This window comes from Niveispirillum fermenti (assembly GCF_052474395.1).
On record NZ_CP156679.1, the window covers coordinates 917,735 to 935,820 of the forward strand.

General features: G+C 65.7%; 16 protein-coding genes. 6 read left to right on the forward strand and 10 right to left on the reverse strand.

All coding sequences use genetic code 11. The annotated features are described in order from the left end of the window. Nucleotides 1–110 precede the first annotated feature (110 nt). From ABC728_RS08265 to ABC728_RS08280, 4 genes are all read right to left on the reverse strand, one after another. A complete protein-coding gene (locus ABC728_RS08265) occupies nt 111–1,085 on the reverse strand; it encodes an alpha/beta hydrolase fold domain-containing protein (protein ID WP_416621151.1) in 975 nt (324 codons plus the stop codon). A 153-nt stretch (nt 1,086–1,238) separates the two neighbouring features. Then, nucleotides 1,239–2,126, reverse strand: coding sequence for a polysaccharide deacetylase family protein (locus tag ABC728_RS08270; protein WP_416621152.1), 888 nt, complete (start codon nt 2,124–2,126; stop codon nt 1,239–1,241). Nucleotides 2,127–2,331: 205 nt separating this feature from the next. Continuing rightward, the gene (locus tag ABC728_RS08275; protein WP_416621153.1) at nt 2,332–3,177 is read right to left on the reverse strand and encodes an SDR family NAD(P)-dependent oxidoreductase; all 846 of its coding nucleotides are present in this window, start codon (nt 3,175–3,177) and stop codon (nt 2,332–2,334) included. 12 nt (nt 3,178–3,189) lie between these two features. Next, nucleotides 3,190–3,501: a hypothetical protein gene (locus tag ABC728_RS08280; protein ID WP_416621154.1), complete on the reverse strand. Its 312-nt coding sequence runs from the start codon at nt 3,499–3,501 to the stop codon at nt 3,190–3,192. Nucleotides 3,502–3,614: 113 nt separating this feature from the next. Here ABC728_RS08280 and ABC728_RS08285 point away from each other — a divergent pair, with 113 nt between their 5' ends. Both ABC728_RS08285 and ABC728_RS08290 read left to right on the forward strand, forming a co-directional pair. Further along, nucleotides 3,615–4,637 carry an NADP-dependent oxidoreductase gene (locus ABC728_RS08285; RefSeq protein ID WP_416621155.1) on the forward strand — a complete coding sequence of 341 codons (1,023 nt, stop codon included), beginning with the start codon at nt 3,615–3,617 and terminating at the stop codon, nt 4,635–4,637. Between the two features lie 8 nt (nt 4,638–4,645). Continuing rightward, entirely contained in the window at nt 4,646–5,047 is a 402-nt protein-coding gene (locus ABC728_RS08290; RefSeq protein WP_416621156.1) for a YciI family protein, read from the forward strand. Between the two features lie 69 nt (nt 5,048–5,116). Here the strand turns inward: ABC728_RS08290 and ABC728_RS08295 are convergent, their stop codons facing one another. Both ABC728_RS08295 and ABC728_RS08300 read right to left on the reverse strand, forming a co-directional pair. Continuing rightward, complete coding sequence (locus tag ABC728_RS08295; protein ID WP_416621157.1) at nt 5,117–6,013, reverse strand: LysR family transcriptional regulator; 897 nt, start codon at nt 6,011–6,013, stop codon at nt 5,117–5,119. A gap of 45 nt (nt 6,014–6,058) precedes the next feature. Further along, nucleotides 6,059–6,745: a hypothetical protein gene (locus ABC728_RS08300; RefSeq protein ID WP_416621158.1), complete on the reverse strand. Its 687-nt coding sequence runs from the start codon at nt 6,743–6,745 to the stop codon at nt 6,059–6,061. A gap of 263 nt (nt 6,746–7,008) precedes the next feature. Here ABC728_RS08300 and ABC728_RS08305 point away from each other — a divergent pair, with 263 nt between their 5' ends. The 4 genes from ABC728_RS08305 (at nt 7,009) to ABC728_RS08320 (ending at nt 10,485) form a co-directional block, all read left to right on the forward strand. Continuing rightward, entirely contained in the window at nt 7,009–8,238 is a 1,230-nt protein-coding gene (locus ABC728_RS08305) for a class I SAM-dependent methyltransferase (RefSeq protein ID WP_416621159.1), read from the forward strand. Further along, nucleotides 8,238–8,591 (forward strand): hypothetical protein, encoded by a 354-nt coding sequence (locus ABC728_RS08310; RefSeq protein ID WP_416621160.1) that lies wholly within the window; start codon nt 8,238–8,240, stop codon nt 8,589–8,591. The genes ABC728_RS08305 and ABC728_RS08310 overlap by 1 nt, the downstream gene beginning before the upstream one ends. 161 nt (nt 8,592–8,752) lie before the next feature. Further along, nucleotides 8,753–9,628, forward strand: a complete 876-nt coding sequence (locus ABC728_RS08315) for an FAS1-like dehydratase domain-containing protein (RefSeq protein WP_416621161.1) — start codon at nt 8,753–8,755, stop codon at nt 9,626–9,628. Further along, nucleotides 9,625–10,485: an HpcH/HpaI aldolase/citrate lyase family protein gene (locus ABC728_RS08320; RefSeq protein WP_416621162.1), complete on the forward strand. Its 861-nt coding sequence runs from the start codon at nt 9,625–9,627 to the stop codon at nt 10,483–10,485. Before ABC728_RS08315 ends, ABC728_RS08320 begins: the two co-directional genes overlap by 4 nt. Before the next feature lie 25 nt (nt 10,486–10,510). Here the strand turns inward: ABC728_RS08320 and ABC728_RS08325 are convergent, their stop codons facing one another. The 4 genes from ABC728_RS08325 to ABC728_RS08340 form a co-directional block, all read right to left on the reverse strand. Continuing rightward, nucleotides 10,511–12,619, reverse strand: coding sequence for an amidohydrolase family protein (locus ABC728_RS08325; protein WP_416621163.1), 2,109 nt, complete (start codon nt 12,617–12,619; stop codon nt 10,511–10,513). After that, nucleotides 12,616–13,578 (reverse strand): ornithine cyclodeaminase family protein, encoded by a 963-nt coding sequence (locus tag ABC728_RS08330; RefSeq protein ID WP_416621164.1) that lies wholly within the window; start codon nt 13,576–13,578, stop codon nt 12,616–12,618. The genes ABC728_RS08325 and ABC728_RS08330 overlap by 4 nt, the downstream gene beginning before the upstream one ends. Before the next feature lie 62 nt (nt 13,579–13,640). Then, a complete protein-coding gene (locus ABC728_RS08335; protein WP_416621165.1) occupies nt 13,641–16,610 on the reverse strand; it encodes a TonB-dependent receptor domain-containing protein in 2,970 nt (989 codons plus the stop codon). A gap of 199 nt (nt 16,611–16,809) precedes the next feature. Further along, the gene (locus ABC728_RS08340; RefSeq protein WP_445376344.1) at nt 16,810–17,955 is read right to left on the reverse strand and encodes a pyridoxal phosphate-dependent aminotransferase; all 1,146 of its coding nucleotides are present in this window, start codon (nt 17,953–17,955) and stop codon (nt 16,810–16,812) included. Nucleotides 17,956–18,086: the final 131 nt, after the last annotated feature.

Below are 18,086 nucleotides of genomic sequence, written 5' to 3' on the forward strand. Positions count from 1 at the left end.
CCCCACCTCTATTTGTCCGGACATAATAGGGCAAAAAGTCCCCCGGTCAAGAGCCCTGCATCTCGGCAGAGGGATCAGGAAGGGGGCCGGGCGCCCCCACCTCTTCCCCGTCACCGGTCACCCAGCACCTCGTCGAAGAAACCCACCGTCGCCTGCAGCGCCTTCAGATGGGTGTCGCGGGTTGCCTCCGGCGTGGCCGACATCCAGCCATGATTGGCGCCGGGATATTCGATCAGCCGACCGTCAACCCCGGCATCCTTCAGCTTCTTCAGCATCACCTGCGCCTGGATCAGGGGGACGGCCTGATCCACCTCGCCATGCAGCAACAGGATGGGTGGGGTCTGGGCGTCCACATAGTTGATCGGGCTGACAGCGTGGATTTCCTCCACGCAATCCCCGGCATCCTTGCAGCCCAGGAAATCATAGATCGGCTTGAAATCCTCTGGCGGGCGGGGCCGGTCGGTCACGGTGAAATCATAGATGCCATACCAGGGCACGGCGGCCTGCACGCAGTCGCCCTTCTCCAACGGCACGCTCCGGTCGCAATCCACGGCGGCCATGGCCGCCAGATGGCCGCCGGCGCTGTCACCGAACACGCCGACGCGGGCGGGATCGATGCCATACTGTCCGGCATTGTCACGCAGCCAGCGGATAGCCGCATCCACGTCCTGCGCCTGGGCGGGATAGGGTGCCTCGGCCTTCAGCCGGTAATTGACGGCGGCGACCACATAGCCCCGCGCGGCAAGATCAGCCAGAACGGCGGGAAAGTTGGCAAAGGCGGCCAGCCCGCGCGAATTGCCCAGGGCCCAACCGCCGCCATGGACATAGACGATCAGCGGCCGGTCGCTGGTGCCAGGCTTGAAATAGACATCCAGCTTCAACGGCCGGTAACCGACGATGGTCGAATAGGTCAGGTCCGGCACGGCGACAACGCCGTCGGGATAGCCGACCCGCACCTTTGGCAGCCTGTCGGCCTGGCTCCAGCCGCTGCCAACCTCCGCCGTGATCGGCCGTTCGGCGAAAGCCTGCGGGACAACGATAGACATCGCAAGCCAGAGGGTCGTGGCCAGGAAGGATTTGCGCATGGGGCATGGCCTTTTTGATGAGGGGAAAGGGGTCGGTAAGGCCACCTCCTCGGAAGCCCCCCACCCCTGTGCCCATCATTCCGCCGGATGCCGGCCCCCGTCCCCGTGGACCGGCATCCATGCCCGCCTGACGGATAAAACCGGATATCCGCCTCAACCCGCCGTGGCGGGCACGGCGTCGGCGAAGGCCTTTGCGATATTGGCCCGGCTGGTCACCCAGACATCCGGGCGGCGCTTCACATGATCCAGGAAGGTCTGGAACGCACCGATGCGGCCAGGGCGGCCGATGATGCGCAGATGCAGACCCAGGCTCATCATCCGCGCGCCCTCGGTCTGGGCCTCACGATACAGCCAGTCGAAACTGTCGATGGCATATTGCGCCCAGTCGCGCGGGGTCAGGGATGGGGACAGCCAGAACTTCATATCGTTGCTGTCGATGGCATAGGGCATGATGACCATGGGCTTGGTCGTGCCATCGCTCATCGGGACATGATCCCAGAACGGGAAATCGTCGGAATAATCATCCATGTGATAGGAATAGCCCTCTTCCGCCAGCAGGCGGCGGGTGGCTTCCGTGTGCAGATAGCGGGACAGCCAGCCCTGGGGCCGGGTGCCGGTGGTCTTCTCGATGGACTGCCAGCCGTCACGGATGAACTGCCGCTCCCGGTCTTCCTTCATCCAGAACTGGTGCGTCCAGCGGTGGCCGTGGCAGCAGATCTCGTGCCCCTGTTCCACGATCTCCGCCGCCAGATGCGGCGCCCGCTCCAGCGCCACGGCGGCTGCGGTGAAGGTGGCTTCCACGCCATATTCCTTCAGCAGCCGCATCACACGCGGGGCACCGGCCTTGATGCCATACTGGTAATTGCTTTCATTGCCATGCATGCGAATGGGCTTGGCGACATGGACGGAAAGCTCGTCCACCGGCTCCGGCCCCTTATCGCCGTCGCGGATATTCTGCTCGGCCCCTTCTTCCACATTCACGACGATGGAAAGGGCCAGTTTCGCCCCGTTGGGCCAGGTGAAATCGGCGGGTGCGGGCATGGGTGACCTCAATGGTGCAAGGGTGCAATCAAAGTCTTGAGTTCTAATAGAATTGGACGCGACCCTGACTAGCGTCACCCCGGCGCAGGCCGGGGTGACGGTAGGGGTGATCCAACCTAAATCTGACAACTCAAACCCTATCCGGGGAAAGCAGGTTATACGTGACGCTCAAGCTGCAATCTGGCGGATACAGCCCAAGGGTGCCTCAATGCGGCTCTTCCCCGCCCGACACATTCATGCTTTCCGCCGTGATATAGCGGGCATCGTCAGAGCAGAGGAAGGCCACCGCACCGGCGGTATCTTCCGGCAAGCCGGGCCGGCCCATGGGGATGCGGCCCTTCATGCTTTCCAGATAGGTATCCAGCGACAGGCCCAGCTTCTGGCTGAAATATTCATTCTGCCAGGCGCCCAGTCCCGTCGTCACATGGTTGGGGCAGACATTGTTGACCGTGATCTGATGGCGCCCCAGCTCAATCGCCGTGGAACGCACCAGACCGACCAGCCCATGCTTGGAGGAACAATAGCCGGCCGCGAACGGAAAGCCCGACTTGGCCGCCTGGCTGGCGATATTGATGATGCGCCCGCCCTTGGCTGCCGGGACCATGATTTCCGCCGCCGCCTTGATGCCGTTGAAGCACCCGGTCAGGTTCACATCAATCACCGCCTGCCATTCGCTGGCTTCCAGTTCCAACAGCGGCTTCATGATATAGCCGATGCCGGCATTATTGACCCAGATATCCAGGCCGCCCAGCGTCTCCACCGCGAAGGCCGCCATGGCCCGCATGGAGGCAAGGTCGCGCACGTCACAGGTGAAGGTCTCCACCCGCGATCCGGTATCAGCGGCGATCTCTGCCGCCAGGGCCTGCATCTCCGACAGGCCGCCGATCATGCTGTCCGGCGTGGCCGCATCTGCGGACCGGCCGATATCCGACAGCACGACGGATGCCCCCTCAGCCGCCAGCCGGCGGGCAATGGCCTCGCCCAGCCCCTTGCGGCGGCCGGACCCGGTGACGACCGCGACCTTGCCGGCGAAACGCTTGGTGTTGCCCATGTCGCGCGCTCCTCAGCCCAGCTTGTCGGTCAGGATGAAGGTGACATCGGCCATGCCCTGAAACTGGGCAGAGATTTGCTGCATGGCTTCCGCCGCGATATCCTTGCCGAACTGGTCCATGTCGGCCACATCGATGATCTCGACATACTGGTAGGGCGGGGCCGCATCACTGCCCAGCAGGGCCAGCGACTTGAAGACCGTGAATTCCTGGATGGAAGCCAGGCCATTGACGGTGGGAAGATCGACGCTGCGCGCCCATTCCTCGTAAGCGGCCTGATCGATGCCGGGCTTCAGGTTGAACAGGGCGATGATGCGCGTTGCCATAAGTTTCCTCCGCCTGTCGAAGAATGATGGATAATGTGCTTGCGTAGAATGGATGATATATCATTATACCAATTACAAGCGGTTTGTCGCGCTCAATCGAAGGACCCCAACGCATGAACAAGCGCATCGTCCTGGCCCGTCCCGTGGGGACGTCGCCTGTGATCGAGGATTTCCGGCTGGAAGAGGTTGCCCGCCCCAGCCCCGGCCCCGACCAGGTCCTGATCAAGGTCGATCACGTCTCGCTTGATCCCTATATCGCCAGCGCCCTGCGGGGCCGTCACATGTCCGGTGCGGTTGCGGTGGAAGCGGTGGTGCCGGGTGAATCGGTGGGCACCGTGGTGGAAAGCAGGCATGCCAGCCTCGTCCCCGGTGACCGGGTGCTGTGCCGTGCCGGCTGGCAGGAATATGTGGTGGCCGATGTGCCGGCCGCCGGCGTGCCGCAGGGCCCGCTCAGCCTGGCGGCCCAGAAGATCGACCTGCTGGACGGCGTTCCTGCCACCGCGCTGCTGGGTGTGCTGGGCATGCCCGGCCTGACGGCCTGGGCCGGCACGGTGCGCGTGCTGAAGCCCATCCCCGGTGACACGTTCGTCGTTTCCGCCGCCACCGGCCCGGTCGGTGCCACAGCGGGGCAGTTGGCCAAGCGCATGGGTGCCCGCGTCGTCGGCATTGCCGGCGGCCCGCAGAAATGCGCCTTCGCCAAGGAGACGCTGGGCTTTGATGAGTGCATCGATCACCGCGATCCGGACTGGGCCGCCAATCTGGCCAAGGCCTGCCCGAACGGGATCGACTGCTATTATGACGGTGTGGGCGGCCGCATCCTGGAAGGCGTGATGGCCCATCTGGCCATGGGCGCGCGCATCGTGCTGGTTGGCATGATGGAACAGTACAAGGCCGCCACCCCCCTGCCCGGCCCCAACCTGGTGCCGATCATCAAGTTCCGCGCCCATATGGAAGGGCTGGTGGTTTACGATTACTGGCATGAGATCGACACGTTCCGGCGCCGCGTCGCCCCGCTGGTCCGTGACGGCCAGATCATCGTGCGGGAGGAGCCGGTGAACGGTCTTGCCGCCGCACCGGAAGCCCTGGTGCGCCTGATGGCCGGCGGCAATTTCGGCAAGATGGTCCTCAATCCGTGAGCGAGAAGATGAGCAACATCCCCCCCGTCGTGCCCCGCCTGGAAAGCCCCACCTTCCTGGTTCTGGCCTATGATATCGCCGACACCGCCCAGGCATTGAAGCTGCGGGACGATTTCATGGAAGGCCATCTGTCCCACACGGAAGCCAACTGGACCCGCTATGTCAGCGCCGGGCCGATGCGCACCGACGACGGCCAGGGCTTTGTCGGGTCCATGTTCCTGGTCCGGGCCAAGGACAAGGCCGATGCGGAAGCCCTGATGAATGGCGATCCCTATTTCCGTTCCGGCCTTTATGGCCGGGTGGAGATCGTGCCCGCCGTCGTCGCCATCGGCACGGCCATCGGCGGCCGCATCTGGACCGATGCCGCCCGGTTGAAATCGGTACAGCCCGCCGGGACCGCATCCCGCTGAGGTCGACCCGTCACATCGGGCGAAACAGGGGCCGGGGTCCGCCTTTTGCGCGGGCCCCGGCCCCTTGCGTTACAGCCCCAGGCCGGGACGGCGTGCTTCTTCCGTCAAGATCTCGATCAGGCTGGTCTCGAAGGTGGAAGGCGCGGCACGGCGGCGGCGCATGACGATCAGCGGTGTGGTCCAGGCCCCTTCCGCCAGGTCCCGGCCCATCAACCCCGTTGCACCCACCACCATGGATCGGGGCAGGAAGGCCAGCAGGTCCGTCCCCGCCAGGATGGACAGGCCGAACAGGATGGATGATGAGGTGATACGCGGCTTGATGGGTGCCACGCCCTTTTCCTCGAAATAACGGTCGATGCGGGCGTCCAGCCCGTCCGGCATCGGACCATAGATCCAGTCACCACCCGTCAGGTCCGCCAGCCCTTCTGCCCTGGACAGCAACGGGTGGTCCTGCCGGCCGGCCACGACCCAGCGTTCATGGCCCAGCACCGTGGTTGCAATCTGCGGATCACTGGCCGAAGCGCTGGTCGTCAGGGCAAGGTCGATGTCTCCGGCCAGCAGCATGCGCATGAAGGTCGGCTCCACCCCCGCTTCCACCCGCAGGTGCAGGCGCGGAAACAGCCGCTGCAGGCGCGGAATGGCATGCCGCCCGATGCCAGCCGCCGCCGCGGGGCTGACACCCAGCGCCAGTTGGGTGCTGCTGCGCCCCAGCGCCACATCCAGGTCCCGGCGGAACTGCCCCATCTCTCCCAGGATCGAGCGTGCGCGGATCAGCAGCGCATCCCCCATGCGCGTCAGCCGCACGCCCTTGGGCGTGCGTTCCAGCAGCATGACGCCCAGTTCGTCCTCCAGCCGGGCCAGGCTTTTGGAAAGGGCCTGCTGGCTCAACCCCTTCTGGCGGGCGGCCAGTGTCAGGCTGCCGGTATCGACGACCGCCAGGAAATATTCCAGATCACGCAGTTCCATGGGTCCGTTTCCATTGGCCGGCCCCGGCGGGGCCGGCCCCGGGGGTCAGAACGGCTTCACCGTGCCCAGGAAGGCCATGGTGATGATGCCACCCCAATAGACGTAAGCCAGCTTGCGGCCAAAGGCGAGCGCGCTATCCAGCTTGGCTTCCAGGTCGGGGGAACCGCCCTGGGCTTCCAACCGGTTGAAGATGACGATCCAGTCCCGCATGATATAGCGCAGCAGCAGCCCGATGATCAGCAGGCCGGAAAAAATGGTCGCCTTGGCCGCGTACCAGCCCGCCACGAACGGCCCGCCCGTGACTAGGCTGTAGACACCCACGCAGAACAGCGCGGGGATCACGACATAGCGGATGGCCTCGTCCGTCTTGGTCAGCAGCATATAGACGGGCGACTTGCGCTTGAAGAATGCCGTCAGCACAAGCGCGACCCAGGCCGCAGTGAAAATCCACATGCCAACCAGCCAGCCGCCGCCCAACGGCTGTACGCCCATGTTGTGGCCCAGATGCAGACCCAGCGGCAACAGCAGCACGATCCCCGTGCGCGGCAGCACGTCGATGCGGTAGGCGGTTTCCATATGCCGCTTGCGTTCGGCCAGCGACAGCGCCGGATTGGTCAACGCACGCGAAGCGTTGAACACGCCCCATTCCCCGCCCAGCCAATAGGCCATGGCGATGATGTGCGCCCAGCGCAGCATCAGATGCTCATCCAGATACATGCCCAGAAATTCCATAACCCCTTCCCCTTGTCTGTCCTGGTGCCGGCCGGAACCATCCGGCCCAGCCCGCCGCACAATGACGGGAAGCGGAAAGACAATCATTGACACAGGTCAATATGTCCGGACAAATAACAGGGTTATGGCTGGAACAGGGACCACACACACAAATATGATTTGTGCTGAATGACAACTGGGTGTGGGACACGCTGGCGAGACCGGCCCTAAGCTTCCTGTCGAAACGGCAATGTCGCCTGTTCCAAGAATGGTGGAGGTTGATCATGGATGGCTCTGGCAAGCCCGTGGATGATCGCGAGGGGGCGTTGGTGGCGGCCTATGATGGCCCTCCCGACTACCGCGTCGTCGGCCGGCACGGCATCTTCCCGGAAATGACGCATGACGAGATCGAGCGGTTCAATTTCCTGGCCCATATGAACCGCCATCTGGCCGGCCGCGTGATGCCGGCCGTGAAGGCGGCGTTCGAGGCGCGGATCGCGCCCGGCCGGGATTTCAAGAACCGCCACGACGTGCGCCGCGCCCTGGTCCAGGACCCGTACTGGCAGGTCTGGTCGGCGCTTCGCCGCAACACCATGGAAATGCGCCAGCAGGCCGGCCGATGGGTGGCACTGCGTCAGCGCGAGGAACTGGCCGCACGCGCCGCCGCCCTGACCGATGGTGATCCGCGCCTGCAACTGGACCCGTCGCTGGAACTGCCGCGCTATGTGGCTGCCATCGACCATCATTGCATGCCGGGCAGCTACCACACCGAATATGGGCCCGGCGACGTGGCCAATGCCGCCAATTACGACAGCGGCCTGTTCGCCACCACCGGCGGCATGCTGGGGCAATGGTCTGATGGCGGCGGTCAGGCCGTAGCCCGCTGGGTGGCACGCAACCTGCCGGACTTCAAGCCCAAGCGCATCCTGGATATGGGCTGCGGGCTTGGCCACAACGTGCTGCCCCTGGCCCAGGCCTTCCCCGAAGCCGAGGTGATCGGCGTCGATGTCGGCGCGCCCATGCTCCGCTATGGTCTGGCCCGTGCCAAAAGCCTGGGCGTGGAGAATGTGCGTTTCGTGCAGGCCAATGTCGAGAACCTGCCGCAGTTCGCCGATGGCAGCTTCGACTGGGTGCAGACGACCATGTTCCTGCACGAAACCAGCTATGGTTCCATGCAGCGCATCTTCAACGAGACGCATCGGCTGCTGGCGCCGGGCGGCATCGTGCTGCATGTCGAACAGCCGCAATATTCCCCGGAAATGCCGCTGTTCGAACAGGCGATGCGTGACTGGGACGCCTTCTATAATGCCGAGCCGTTCTGGACCAAGATGCACGAGGCGGACCTGAATGCCTGGATAGTGCAGGCCGGCTTTGCCAAGGAAAACCTGATCCATGGCGGCGTGACGGCCGTGGTGGACAAGTCCGTCTTCCCCGATGCCGCCGATGACAATGGCGAGGATTATGGCCGCAAGGCCGCATGGCACGTCGTGGGTGCCCGCAAGGAGGTTGCGTGATGTCGATCCAACAGGCCCTGGCCGGCGCATCGGCCAAACCCACGGGCAAGCGCCCGCAATTCCTGGACAATTGGGAGGCCGAACGCGCCATGGCCATCGCCATGACGCTGGCCGGCGAACTGGCGGTCACCCGCCAGCGGCTGGACACGCTGGAACGGCTTCTGGCGGCGAAGGGCATCGTGACCGGGGAGGAGATCGACACCTTCGTTCCCTCCAAGGCGCAGGCGGCGGAGCGCGGCCTTTGGAACCAGGAATTCATCGCCCGCGTGCTGCGTGTCGTGCAGCAGGAGGCCGAAGCCCTGTCCGTCAGGGATGAGACCAGCGAAGCCATCGGCGAGGAACTGGCGCAGTAAAGGCCGGATATGGATGCTATCGGCCATCACCCATGGCCGGTGGCTTCCATATTTCGGCCCATACCTTTCCGGCATGGTGATTGCCCCCACTCTATCTTGGACGCATGGCATCCGGCGCGCCTACTATTCCGGCCCCAATCTTCTGGCTGTCCGGGCACCTCATGACAAACAGCGACGCGCCAGGCCATCCGGCCAACGGCATCACCGATTACGCCGACTGGATCGGACGCACTGAACGGCAGACCGACATCGCCACGGAAGCCCCCTTGCGGGGGCTGGAGGCGTTGCTGGACCATGAAGGGGCACCGGCAGACACATTGCCGCCTCTGGGCCATTGGCTCTATTTCCTACCCTCTGTGGCCCAGGCCGGCATCGGGGAGGACGGGCACCCGCGAAAGGGCGGCTTCCTGCCGCCTGTGCCATTGCCGCGCCGCATGTGGGCCGGCGGCCGCCTGCGCTTCCAGGCGCCCATCCCGCTGGGCGCGATGCTGGAACGGGTATCCACGATCCTGTCGGTGACGACCAAGCAGGGCAAGGAAGGCCCCCTGGTCTTCGTGACGGTGCAGCATGAGGTAAGCGCCGATGGCCGGTCGGCCGTCTCCGAAGAACATGACATCGTCTATCGCGTGGCCGCCGACCCCTCCGCCGGTCCGGCGCCGGTGCGCCGCCTGCCGGCGGCACAGACACCGGATGCCAAACGGCGCCTGACGGCCGATCCGGTACGGCTGTTCCGTTTTTCCGCCCTGACCTTCAACGGCCATCGCATCCATTACGACCGCGACTATGCCCGCGATGTCGAAGCCTATCCGGGTCTCGTGGTCCATGGACCCTATCAGGCCGTGCTGCTGATCGACCATTTCCGGCGCAGCGTGCCCGGTGCCACGGTGGCGCGGTTCGATTTCCGGGGCCGGGCCCCATTGTTCGATACCGATCCGTTCGAGCTTTGCCTGACCCGGCCGGCGGCGGGCCCCTGCCTGCTATGGACGGCGGACATGCAAGGCGGCGTCGCCATGCAGGCCGAGCTGGAGGTGGCATGATGCGGGCCGCGAACTGGCGTTCCCTGCTGTTCGTGCCCGGCGACGCACCGGCCAAGCTGGCCAGGGCGGCGACACGCGGCGCCGACGCCGTGATCATCGATCTGGAGGACGGGGTGCCGCCGGGGGGCAAGGAAATGGCGCGGGCCGGGCTTGCCCGCCACGTCCCGGCCCTGGCCGCCCAGGACGTGGCCGTGCTGGTCCGCATCAACGCCGCTTGGCGGGCAGCGGTGCCGGACCTCGCCGCCGCCATCCTGCCCGGTGTGGCCGCCGTGATGGTGCCCAAGGCGGAAGATGTGGCCCGGCTTTCGGTCCTGGCCGACATGCTGGCGGAAGGGGAGGCCGATGCCGGCCTGCCGGTCGGCGGCATCAGTCTGGTGCCGCTTATCGAAACGCCGCTGGGGCTGGCCCGGCTGGCGGAAATCGCCGACGCACCCCGGCTGGCCGGGCTGGCCTTCGGGGGGGAGGATTTCGCCGCCGCCCTGGCCGTGGAACCGACGCCGGAAGTGTTGGAATTGCCATGCCGCCAGGTGGCCCTGGCTGCCGCAGCCCATGACCTGCCGGCCTGGGGCCTGCCCATCTCCCTGGCCGGGTTCCAGGATCTGGAAGCCTATTGCGCGGGCGCGCGGCGGGCACGGGCCATGGGGCTGGCCGGTGCCCTGTGCATCCATCCGGCGCAAATCGCCGTGCTGAACGAGAGTTTCAGGCCCAGTTCAGCCCAGATCGATGCCGCGCGGGCCATCCTGATCCGATGGGAACAGGCCGCCGCCACGGGGCAGGGTGTCACGGCCCTGGACGGCGCCATGATCGACCTGCCCGTTGTGGAACGCGCCCGCCGCATCCTGCTGCGCGCAGGATAGGCACCGGTCTTGCGGCAACCGCCGGTCAATAAGCGGTCTGCACCCCGTATTCATGTGCATGGTCGTGCGGCGGCGCCTGAAGCGCATCGGCCCGCCGCCCCGGCCCGTCGGGCACGGTGACACGGGGCGGCGGCGCGAAGGGCCGGATGCCCACGGCATCATAAATCTCCGCCGGGTAATAGACGACGCCGTCCTTCACCACCATGCGGATGCGACGGATGGCGCCCAGTTCCTCCAGCGGGTTGCCGTCCACCAGGAAGAAATCGGCCAGCTTGTCCCTGGCGATGCTGCCAAGCTGCTGGTCGCGCCCCAGATATTCGGCCGGTCCCAGGGTTCCCAGCCGCAACACCTCGGCAACCGGGATGCCAGCCTTGGCATAGAGTTCCAGCTCCCGGTGCAGTGACAGGCCCGTATGGTCGTCAGTGCCCGGCAACAGCCGGATGCCACTGTCATGGAACAGCTTCAGCACCTCCAGCACCTTGCGGAATCCGGCCTGATAGGCGGCATCGTCCGCCGCATCCCGGATGGGGGCGATGGCATTCATGCGGCGGCGCTGCAGGCCGATGGGCAGATGGTCGATATAGTCGGCCACGCAGGGACAGGCCACCCGGTTGCGGCTCAGCATCAGCAATTCCAGCGTCACGGCCGTGGGGTCATGGGCGACGCCCCTCTCCACCATGGATGCCAGCGTGCGTCGCACGGCCGGCCCGTCCAGGTCCAGCCCGCCCGTACGCGCCATGGCCGTCAGGCGCAGCGGGGTGCGCGTATCCTCGTCCGGTTTCAGCACCCAGCCCAGCATAACCTGGTTGACATGCGTCACCTCGTCATAGCCGGCCCTGATCATGGCATCGGCATTGGTGAAGGCCGGAATGTGCCCGGTCACGCCCATCCCCAGCCTGTGCGCCTCCTCAGCCATGACCGGGACCCATTCGGGGTTCACGGAATTGTAGATCTTGATCTGTCGGTAGCCTCGGGCGGCGTACCAGCGTACCGCGTCCAGCGCCGCCATCTGGCTGTCGGCCACGATACCGTTGCGCGCGGAATAGGGGCTGCGACCTTCGATGAAGCCGTTGCGCACAATGCGCGGACCCGCCACGCGGCCGGCCTCGATCTGGTCGGTCAGGTTCAGCAGCACGTCGTTGCCATTGCCCATGTCACGCACACTGGTGACGCCGGCGGCGACGTAAAGCAGGGCCGATTGCAGGCTGACATGGGCATGCATGTCGTGCAGCCCCGGCATCAGGGTGCCGCCTTCCCCTTCCACCAGCACCTCGCCCGGCGTCGCGGGAGTGTCCAGCGGCTGTACCGCGGCGATGCGGTTGCGGAAGGTCACGACGGAAACCGGGTCCGACAGCGTTCCCGTCTCCGGCTGGAAAATGCGCACGTCGCGGATGCGTACCGGCTGGTCGAAACGATGGGCCAGCCGTTGTTGAAGGGAGACATGACGATCGGCCTCGATGCGCTCGGCGGCATGGCGCAGTGTGTCGGCCGTATCCTCGTGCCCTTCGCGCACCACCACCCCGCCGGCCGATATCTCGGCGAACAGCCCGCCATCACCGTCCAGAAGCACGATGGACGGCTCCAGGTCGATACCCTTGATGAGATAGGCGTCGTAGCTGACCTTGCCGGCATCGACCTTGCCCAGTTCCTCCAGGCTCAACTCACCGGCCGGCAGGGTGGGAATGCGCCGGTCGCCATCGCGCAGCAGCGCGCGGGCATAGAGACCCAGGGCCCAGGGGCTGGCATACTGGCCCACATAAAGCGGCCGGTCATGGCCGGCCGCCCTTCCCTGCCCCATGGAATCCGCCCAGGCGGCCCCCGTCCCGTCGCGGGTGAACCGTTCGGTCACAGGGCTGCCGAAGGTGGAGGTGCCGGACAATACCCACTGCTGCGGCAGCCCCGTGGCCGGGTCCAGGACCAGCGTTTCGGCCATGGTCGGGCCGCGCCCGTTATTCTTCACGTCATGACGGATGGTGACGCTGTCACCGTCGATCACCGCCTCGACGAACCCGACCTTCTCCCCGCCGGCAATAACGCTCAGGCGCTCGATGCCGGCAGCGGCCGGAAGGGTCAGGGCCAGACCGGCAAGGATGGTGCCGGCCAGCAGGCCCGCGCGCAGCAGGGGAAACGTCATCTTTCCAGGGATCTCCGGTATAGGTGGGCGGCCGCGGCCAGATCCTGCACGGCATGGCCCAGCGACTTGTAGGCGGTGATGTCGGTATCGTCGCGCCGGCCCGTGACACGACCCAGCAGCACCTCGCCGATCTCGGCCACGATATGTTGGTCATCGACCAGCCCGGCCTGCCGGGCGGCCAGGAATTCCGCGGCGGCCACCAGCGCGTTGGCACGGCTGTCGACAATGTAGCGGCAGCGGCGGACCAGTTCGCCATCCACCTCCACGGGGCCGGGCACGCTGGACCCGACCAGATTGACATGAACGCCCGGCCGCAACCATTCCCCCAGCAGCACGGGCTGGCTGGCCCCGGTCAGGGTGCAGATGACCTCCGCATCGGCCACCGCGGATGGAAGATCGGTGACGGCGGAGACCGGCAGGCCCTGCCGGGCGGCATCGGCCGCCAAGCCGGCCGCCTTTTCCGTGTCGCGTCCCCAGATCAGGATATGCTGGAAATCGCGGACCAGCGGCAACGCCTTCAGGTGGGTCCTGGTCTGGCTGCCCGTGCCGATCAGCAACAGGTTGCGCACATCGCGCCGGGCCAGCGCATCGGTGGCCACCGCCGTGGCGGCTGCCGTGCGGATATGGGTGATTTCCTCGGCATCCGCGACGCAGACGGGCCGGCCATCGACGGGGTCGAACAGCACGACCAGACCGCGATGCCGGCGGATGGACGGTCTTTCGGGCTCGGGAAACACGCTGACCAGCTTGGCACCGAACAGGTCGTCACCGGCCAGCGCCCCCGGCATCTGCCCGAACAGCCGCCCGCCGCCCAGGTCGATGATGCTGCGCGGTAATTGCAGCGTCACACCGGCCGACAGGGTTTTCATGGCCTCTCGCACCATGCCGATGCAGCCGGGATAATCCAGCCCCGCCCTGACGGCCGCCGCATCCAGCGTGATCAGTCCGCTGCCTTCCATGGTCGATCCCTCCTGCATCAAGACATGTGGCCGGGCGCGCGGCGCGTGCCCGGCCACCGCCTTTACCAGAGACTGACCTTGGCGCCGACAAAGAAGCTGCGACCCAGAATGTCGTATAGGCCCTGTGCCCCGACCGGATAGGGCGGGTCACGGTCGAAGACATTGGTCATCCCGGCCCGCAGCGTCAGCGTATCGTTCACGATATAGCTGCCGGTCAGGTCGTGGCGGAAATAGGCGCCAACCCCCAGGATGTCGCGATCTTCCGACGTGTAGGTCACGTTGTGGACGGCGGCACTCAGATAATTGGTCGTCCAGGCCAGGCTGAGGCTGCCGTCGCTGTACCCGACCGTGAAGCGTCCCTTCCATTTCGGGTTGGCATATTCGCCGTTCGTGCTGTCCAGATCGTAACCCAGGCCCGACACGGAGGTTTCCAGCTTGTTGGTATACTGGACCATGGCGTTCAGACTGATGTCGCCGGCAATGGCCGTGACGCCCACATCCTCCAGCGCGAAATGGTAGTCCCCCGTCAGGGTCAGCGCCTCGAAGTCGGTGTAGCCGGCATTGACATAGCCCAGGCGGGCATCGATCACCTGCCCCGCCGCATCGCGGGTGACACGGCCGCAGATGGCCGGGTCGGGTGTGGGCGCGTCGTAACAGGTGGAGAAGATGGCCGTCAGGTCGAAGGTCGTGATGGCATCCTTGATCTTGATATCCACCCAGTCGGCCGTCAGCGTCAGGTTGGGGACGAAGGACGGGGTGATAACGGTGCCGACCGTCCAGCTATCGGCCACTTCGGGCTTGAGGTCGGGATTGCCACCATTGGTCACGGCGCGCGGCACATTGCTGATCAGCGAGGTGAAGGTGTCGCCCGGCCCGATGCCGATCTGGCTGTACAGCGCGCCGCAATTGGCAAGGCGCGCCGACGGGTTGGGACCCACATTCACGAAACGGCTGTCGCACGGGTCCTGGCCGTCGGCATCGATGCTGGATTGCGGCAGGAACAGTTCCAGCGCGGAGGGGGAGCGGAAGGTGCGGCTGTTGGACGCGCGGACCATCAGGTCGGACGTGACCTGCCAGCGCTCACCGATGTTCCAGGCCGTGTCCTTGCCCGTCAGCGAATGGTCGATATAGCGGATGGAACCTTCGATCTCGAAGCTGCGGACCAGCGGGATTTCCATGTCGCGATCGATCACGGGGATCAGCATTTCCCCGTAGAATTCGTTCGTGTCATAGGAACCGCGGGCCGGCACCACCGGCACGTCGCGGCCGATGCCATTGCGTGAGGCGTCGTTAGGCGAGAAGACCGACTTCTCGTACCGATGCTCGAAACCGATCGCCATGCGCACGTCGCCCGCCGGCAGGGAGAAGACCTCACCCCCGAGGTTCAGCGTGCCCACAGCCTGGTCCAGGTCGTAATCCTGCCGGAACAGGGCGTTGACATAGTCACGCGCCGCATCGCTCGGCGCGCCATAGCCAAACAGATTCAAGGGCTGGCAATTGGCGATGTCGGGGTTGGCAGAGCCGGGATTGTCGCGCGTGACACGGCAGACGACGGCGCCCGAGGCATCCTTCACGGCATCCACGGCATAGGTGAAGCGGGTCTGGTTGACCTTCACCGTGCTGTAATGGCCGCCCGTGTGGCCATAGACGCCGCTGGCGTTCCAGAAGAACTCCCGGTCGCCGACATCGAAAGTGCCTTCCAGGCCCAGCACGGCGCGCTGCGTGGCGGACTTGGCGGATACCTTCGCATTGTCCGGCAGCACGTCATCCAGCGCACGCGACAGGAAGAAGGCCGTACGCCCCTGGCTGGCCAGAACCTGCCGCGCCTGATCGCTGAGGAAGCCATTTTCCGTCGTGATGCGCAGGGCCGCGGACGAGCCGGTCTGCAAGGTGGTGTTGAACTCGCCCTGGTTGGCCGGCTCCGTGGCGTCCACCCAGGCGGCCGACCCCTCAAAGGTCAGCTTCACCCGGTCTGTCACGTCGTAATGGCCGTTGAGATAGGCGACGTTGCGTTCCACCGGCGACAGCAGGGATGTAACCTCCGCCAGGCTGTAGCCCTCCCCGCCGGAAGCATAGGCGAAGGTGTAATAGGTGCCGACATTGTAGGGCACGATGTTCCCGTTGGCATCGAACCGGGCGCGCACGCGCTTTGTCGGGTCGTTGGGGTCGGGGATGGTCAGTGCCAGGGCCGGGACAGGTGCCGGTGCGGTGAACAGCACGCCGTCGCGGTTGAATTCCGACAGGCGGTGGTCGTTGATGGTGATGGATGCCGGAATACCGTCATTGGGACCGGTATTGGCCGCATTGCCCGGTGTGGCCGTCGCCCGTGCCGTGGACGGGCGGTCGGTGTTCAGCAGCCCGCGCTCCCTGGACCGTTCGAAGGCGAAGGTCAGGTTGCCGCGGCCCTGATCGAAATTGCCGCCGACCAGCGCCGACACGCGATAGCTCTCGCGGTCGCCACGGTCGCTGATGCCACCCTGGACATCGACCTCGGCCCCTTCGAAATTATCCTTCAGGATCAGGTTCACCACACCCGCAATGGCGTCGGAACCATAGACGGAGGCACCGGTCGCCTGCACCGTCTCGATCCGCTTGATCATGGCCGACGGGATATTGTTCAGGTCGACCTGGTTGCCGGGGCTGGCCCCGTCGGTGGATAGCGGGTTGGACGACACGAAGCGCCGGCCATTCACCAGGGTCAGCGTGCGCTGGGAGCCCAGGTTGAACATGTTGATGTAGTTGCGCCCGACGCTGTTGCCCGTCTGGTCACCACGCGGGGTGTCGGAAATGCCGATGGACGGCAGTTCATTGATGGCGTCCGCCACCGTCTGGAAGCCACGTGCATTGATGACGGACCCGTCCAGCGCCTGCACGGGCTGGCTGGTCGTCAGTTCCGGGCGGGCGATACGCGATCCGGTAACGACGATTTCCTCAAGCTGGAGATCGTCGCCACCCGTCTGCGCCGGGGCCACGGAACCCAGCGCGGTGAAGGAAATGCCCGTCATCAGGGCCAGTGCCAACCTGTTCCTCATCTTCCTCTTGCTCCCCCTTCGAAGCTCTCGACCTGTTCCGCCGGTTTGCTGCCGGCGGTGTTTGCATTGCTTTCAGGCTGCCATGCACGCCTGGAAATGATCCGGTCCGTTTGCCACCCAGCAGGCGGCCGCCCGGGTATGGATTACCGGATCAGGGCCGTCAGACGACAAAATCGATGCGCGATACTTTCATCTTCTGTCACGGCCGTTCCCCCCGCAGCAGGGCGTGCAGCAGTCCCAGCCCCCGGTCCAGCCGCCCGGCATCCGCGCCGAAGCCGATGCGCAGATGCCGGCCGTCGCCGAACAATTCCCCGGGCACGGGCAGGACCCCCGCCGCCTGCCACAGGTGGCCGGCAACCTGCCGCCCGGTCAGCGGCACAGACAGGCGCGGGAACCAGATGCAGCCATGGGGCGGCACCTCCCCCTCGATCAGGCCATCGGCGCGCATGGCGGCGGCATGGGCCAGCAGCACCGGACGGGTTCGCTCCAGCACGGCCCGCCAATGCGCATCGAAAGCCGCGCTGTCGGCCATGACCTCCGCCGCCACGGCGTGGGCCAGTTTGGAAACACCCAGGTCGCGATGGGCATGGTGGGCGCGAAGACGCGCGATCAGGCCGGCATCGCCGGCCACCCAGCCGCATTTCAGGCTGAACAGGCCATAAAGCTTGGTCAGGCTGTTGACGGTCACGATATTGGGCGCCAGCGTGGCCGCACAGCCGGCCGGGTCCGCGAAGCCGCGATAGACCTCGTCGACGATGATCAGGGCGCCGAACCGGTCGGCCAGGGCTGCAATCTCCCGCAGCCGGTCATCGCCCAGATGGCGTCCCGTCGGGTTGTGCAGGTTGGTCAGCAGCAACAGTCCGGCCCCGGCCGCGAACCCCTGCTCCACCTGCTCCATGTCGATATCGTAGCCGGGATGGGCACGATCCACGAACCGCACCGCCGCGCCGGCCCTGGTGGCCAGGATGGGCAGGATATCGAAGCAGGGCCGCTCCACCAGCACGGGCGCCCCCGGCACCACCAGCATGTCCAGCAACAGATCCAGCCCGCTGATCGCCCCCGTCGTGGTCAGCACGCTCTGTTCTGCCAGTCCATAGCGCGCGGCGATGGCGGCGATCAGATGCGGGTTACCGGACCCGAAGACGCTGGCGAACCGGCTGCGCAAGCCACCCGTCAGCCCCCCCGCCAGCAGCCCGGACAGAAGACCGACGGGCTCAGCGATGGTGCTGTCGAACAACGCGATCGAGTTCGGCCGCCCCCGTACCTTGGCGGCCGCATCGATGGACCAGCCGGTGTAAGTCTGCGCATCGGACGGATCCGCCGTGCTCGCCTCGGTAAAAGCCAACCTCTCATCCTCCATCCGGTGCCAGGTTCCGCCCCCGGCACCGCCTGTTTGTCGTTCTGGGACAAGGTTAGGCGGATCGGATGGAAGAATTTCACCTGTCTTTGCCGTCGGGCGGATTTGCGCGCATTGAA

Excerpts from the sequence above, each read along its gene's own strand:
- ABC728_RS08285 (WP_416621155.1), top strand. The coding sequence starts at position 3,615 with ATGAACAAGCGCATCGTCCTGGCCCGTCCCGTGGGGACGTCGCCTGTG.
- ABC728_RS08320 (WP_416621162.1), top strand. The coding sequence starts at position 9,625 with ATGATGCGGGCCGCGAACTGGCGTTCCCTGCTGTTCGTGCCCGGCGAC.
- ABC728_RS08315 (WP_416621161.1), top strand. The coding sequence starts at position 8,753 with ATGACAAACAGCGACGCGCCAGGCCATCCGGCCAACGGCATCACCGAT.
- ABC728_RS08295 (WP_416621157.1), bottom strand. The coding sequence starts at position 6,013 with ATGGAACTGCGTGATCTGGAATATTTCCTGGCGGTCGTCGATACCGGC.
- ABC728_RS08325 (WP_416621163.1), bottom strand. The coding sequence starts at position 12,619 with ATGACGTTTCCCCTGCTGCGCGCGGGCCTGCTGGCCGGCACCATCCTT.
- ABC728_RS08330 (WP_416621164.1), bottom strand. The coding sequence starts at position 13,578 with ATGGAAGGCAGCGGACTGATCACGCTGGATGCGGCGGCCGTCAGGGCG.
- ABC728_RS08335 (WP_416621165.1), bottom strand. The coding sequence starts at position 16,610 with ATGAGGAACAGGTTGGCACTGGCCCTGATGACGGGCATTTCCTTCACC.
- ABC728_RS08290 (WP_416621156.1), top strand. The coding sequence starts at position 4,646 with ATGAGCAACATCCCCCCCGTCGTGCCCCGCCTGGAAAGCCCCACCTTC.
- ABC728_RS08270 (WP_416621152.1), bottom strand. The coding sequence starts at position 2,126 with ATGCCCGCACCCGCCGATTTCACCTGGCCCAACGGGGCGAAACTGGCC.
- ABC728_RS08310 (WP_416621160.1), top strand. The coding sequence starts at position 8,238 with ATGTCGATCCAACAGGCCCTGGCCGGCGCATCGGCCAAACCCACGGGC.
- ABC728_RS08305 (WP_416621159.1), top strand. The coding sequence starts at position 7,009 with ATGGATGGCTCTGGCAAGCCCGTGGATGATCGCGAGGGGGCGTTGGTG.
- ABC728_RS08300 (WP_416621158.1), bottom strand. The coding sequence starts at position 6,745 with ATGGAATTTCTGGGCATGTATCTGGATGAGCATCTGATGCTGCGCTGG.
- ABC728_RS08265 (WP_416621151.1), bottom strand. The coding sequence starts at position 1,085 with ATGCGCAAATCCTTCCTGGCCACGACCCTCTGGCTTGCGATGTCTATC.
- ABC728_RS08280 (WP_416621154.1), bottom strand. The coding sequence starts at position 3,501 with ATGGCAACGCGCATCATCGCCCTGTTCAACCTGAAGCCCGGCATCGAT.
- ABC728_RS08275 (WP_416621153.1), bottom strand. The coding sequence starts at position 3,177 with ATGGGCAACACCAAGCGTTTCGCCGGCAAGGTCGCGGTCGTCACCGGG.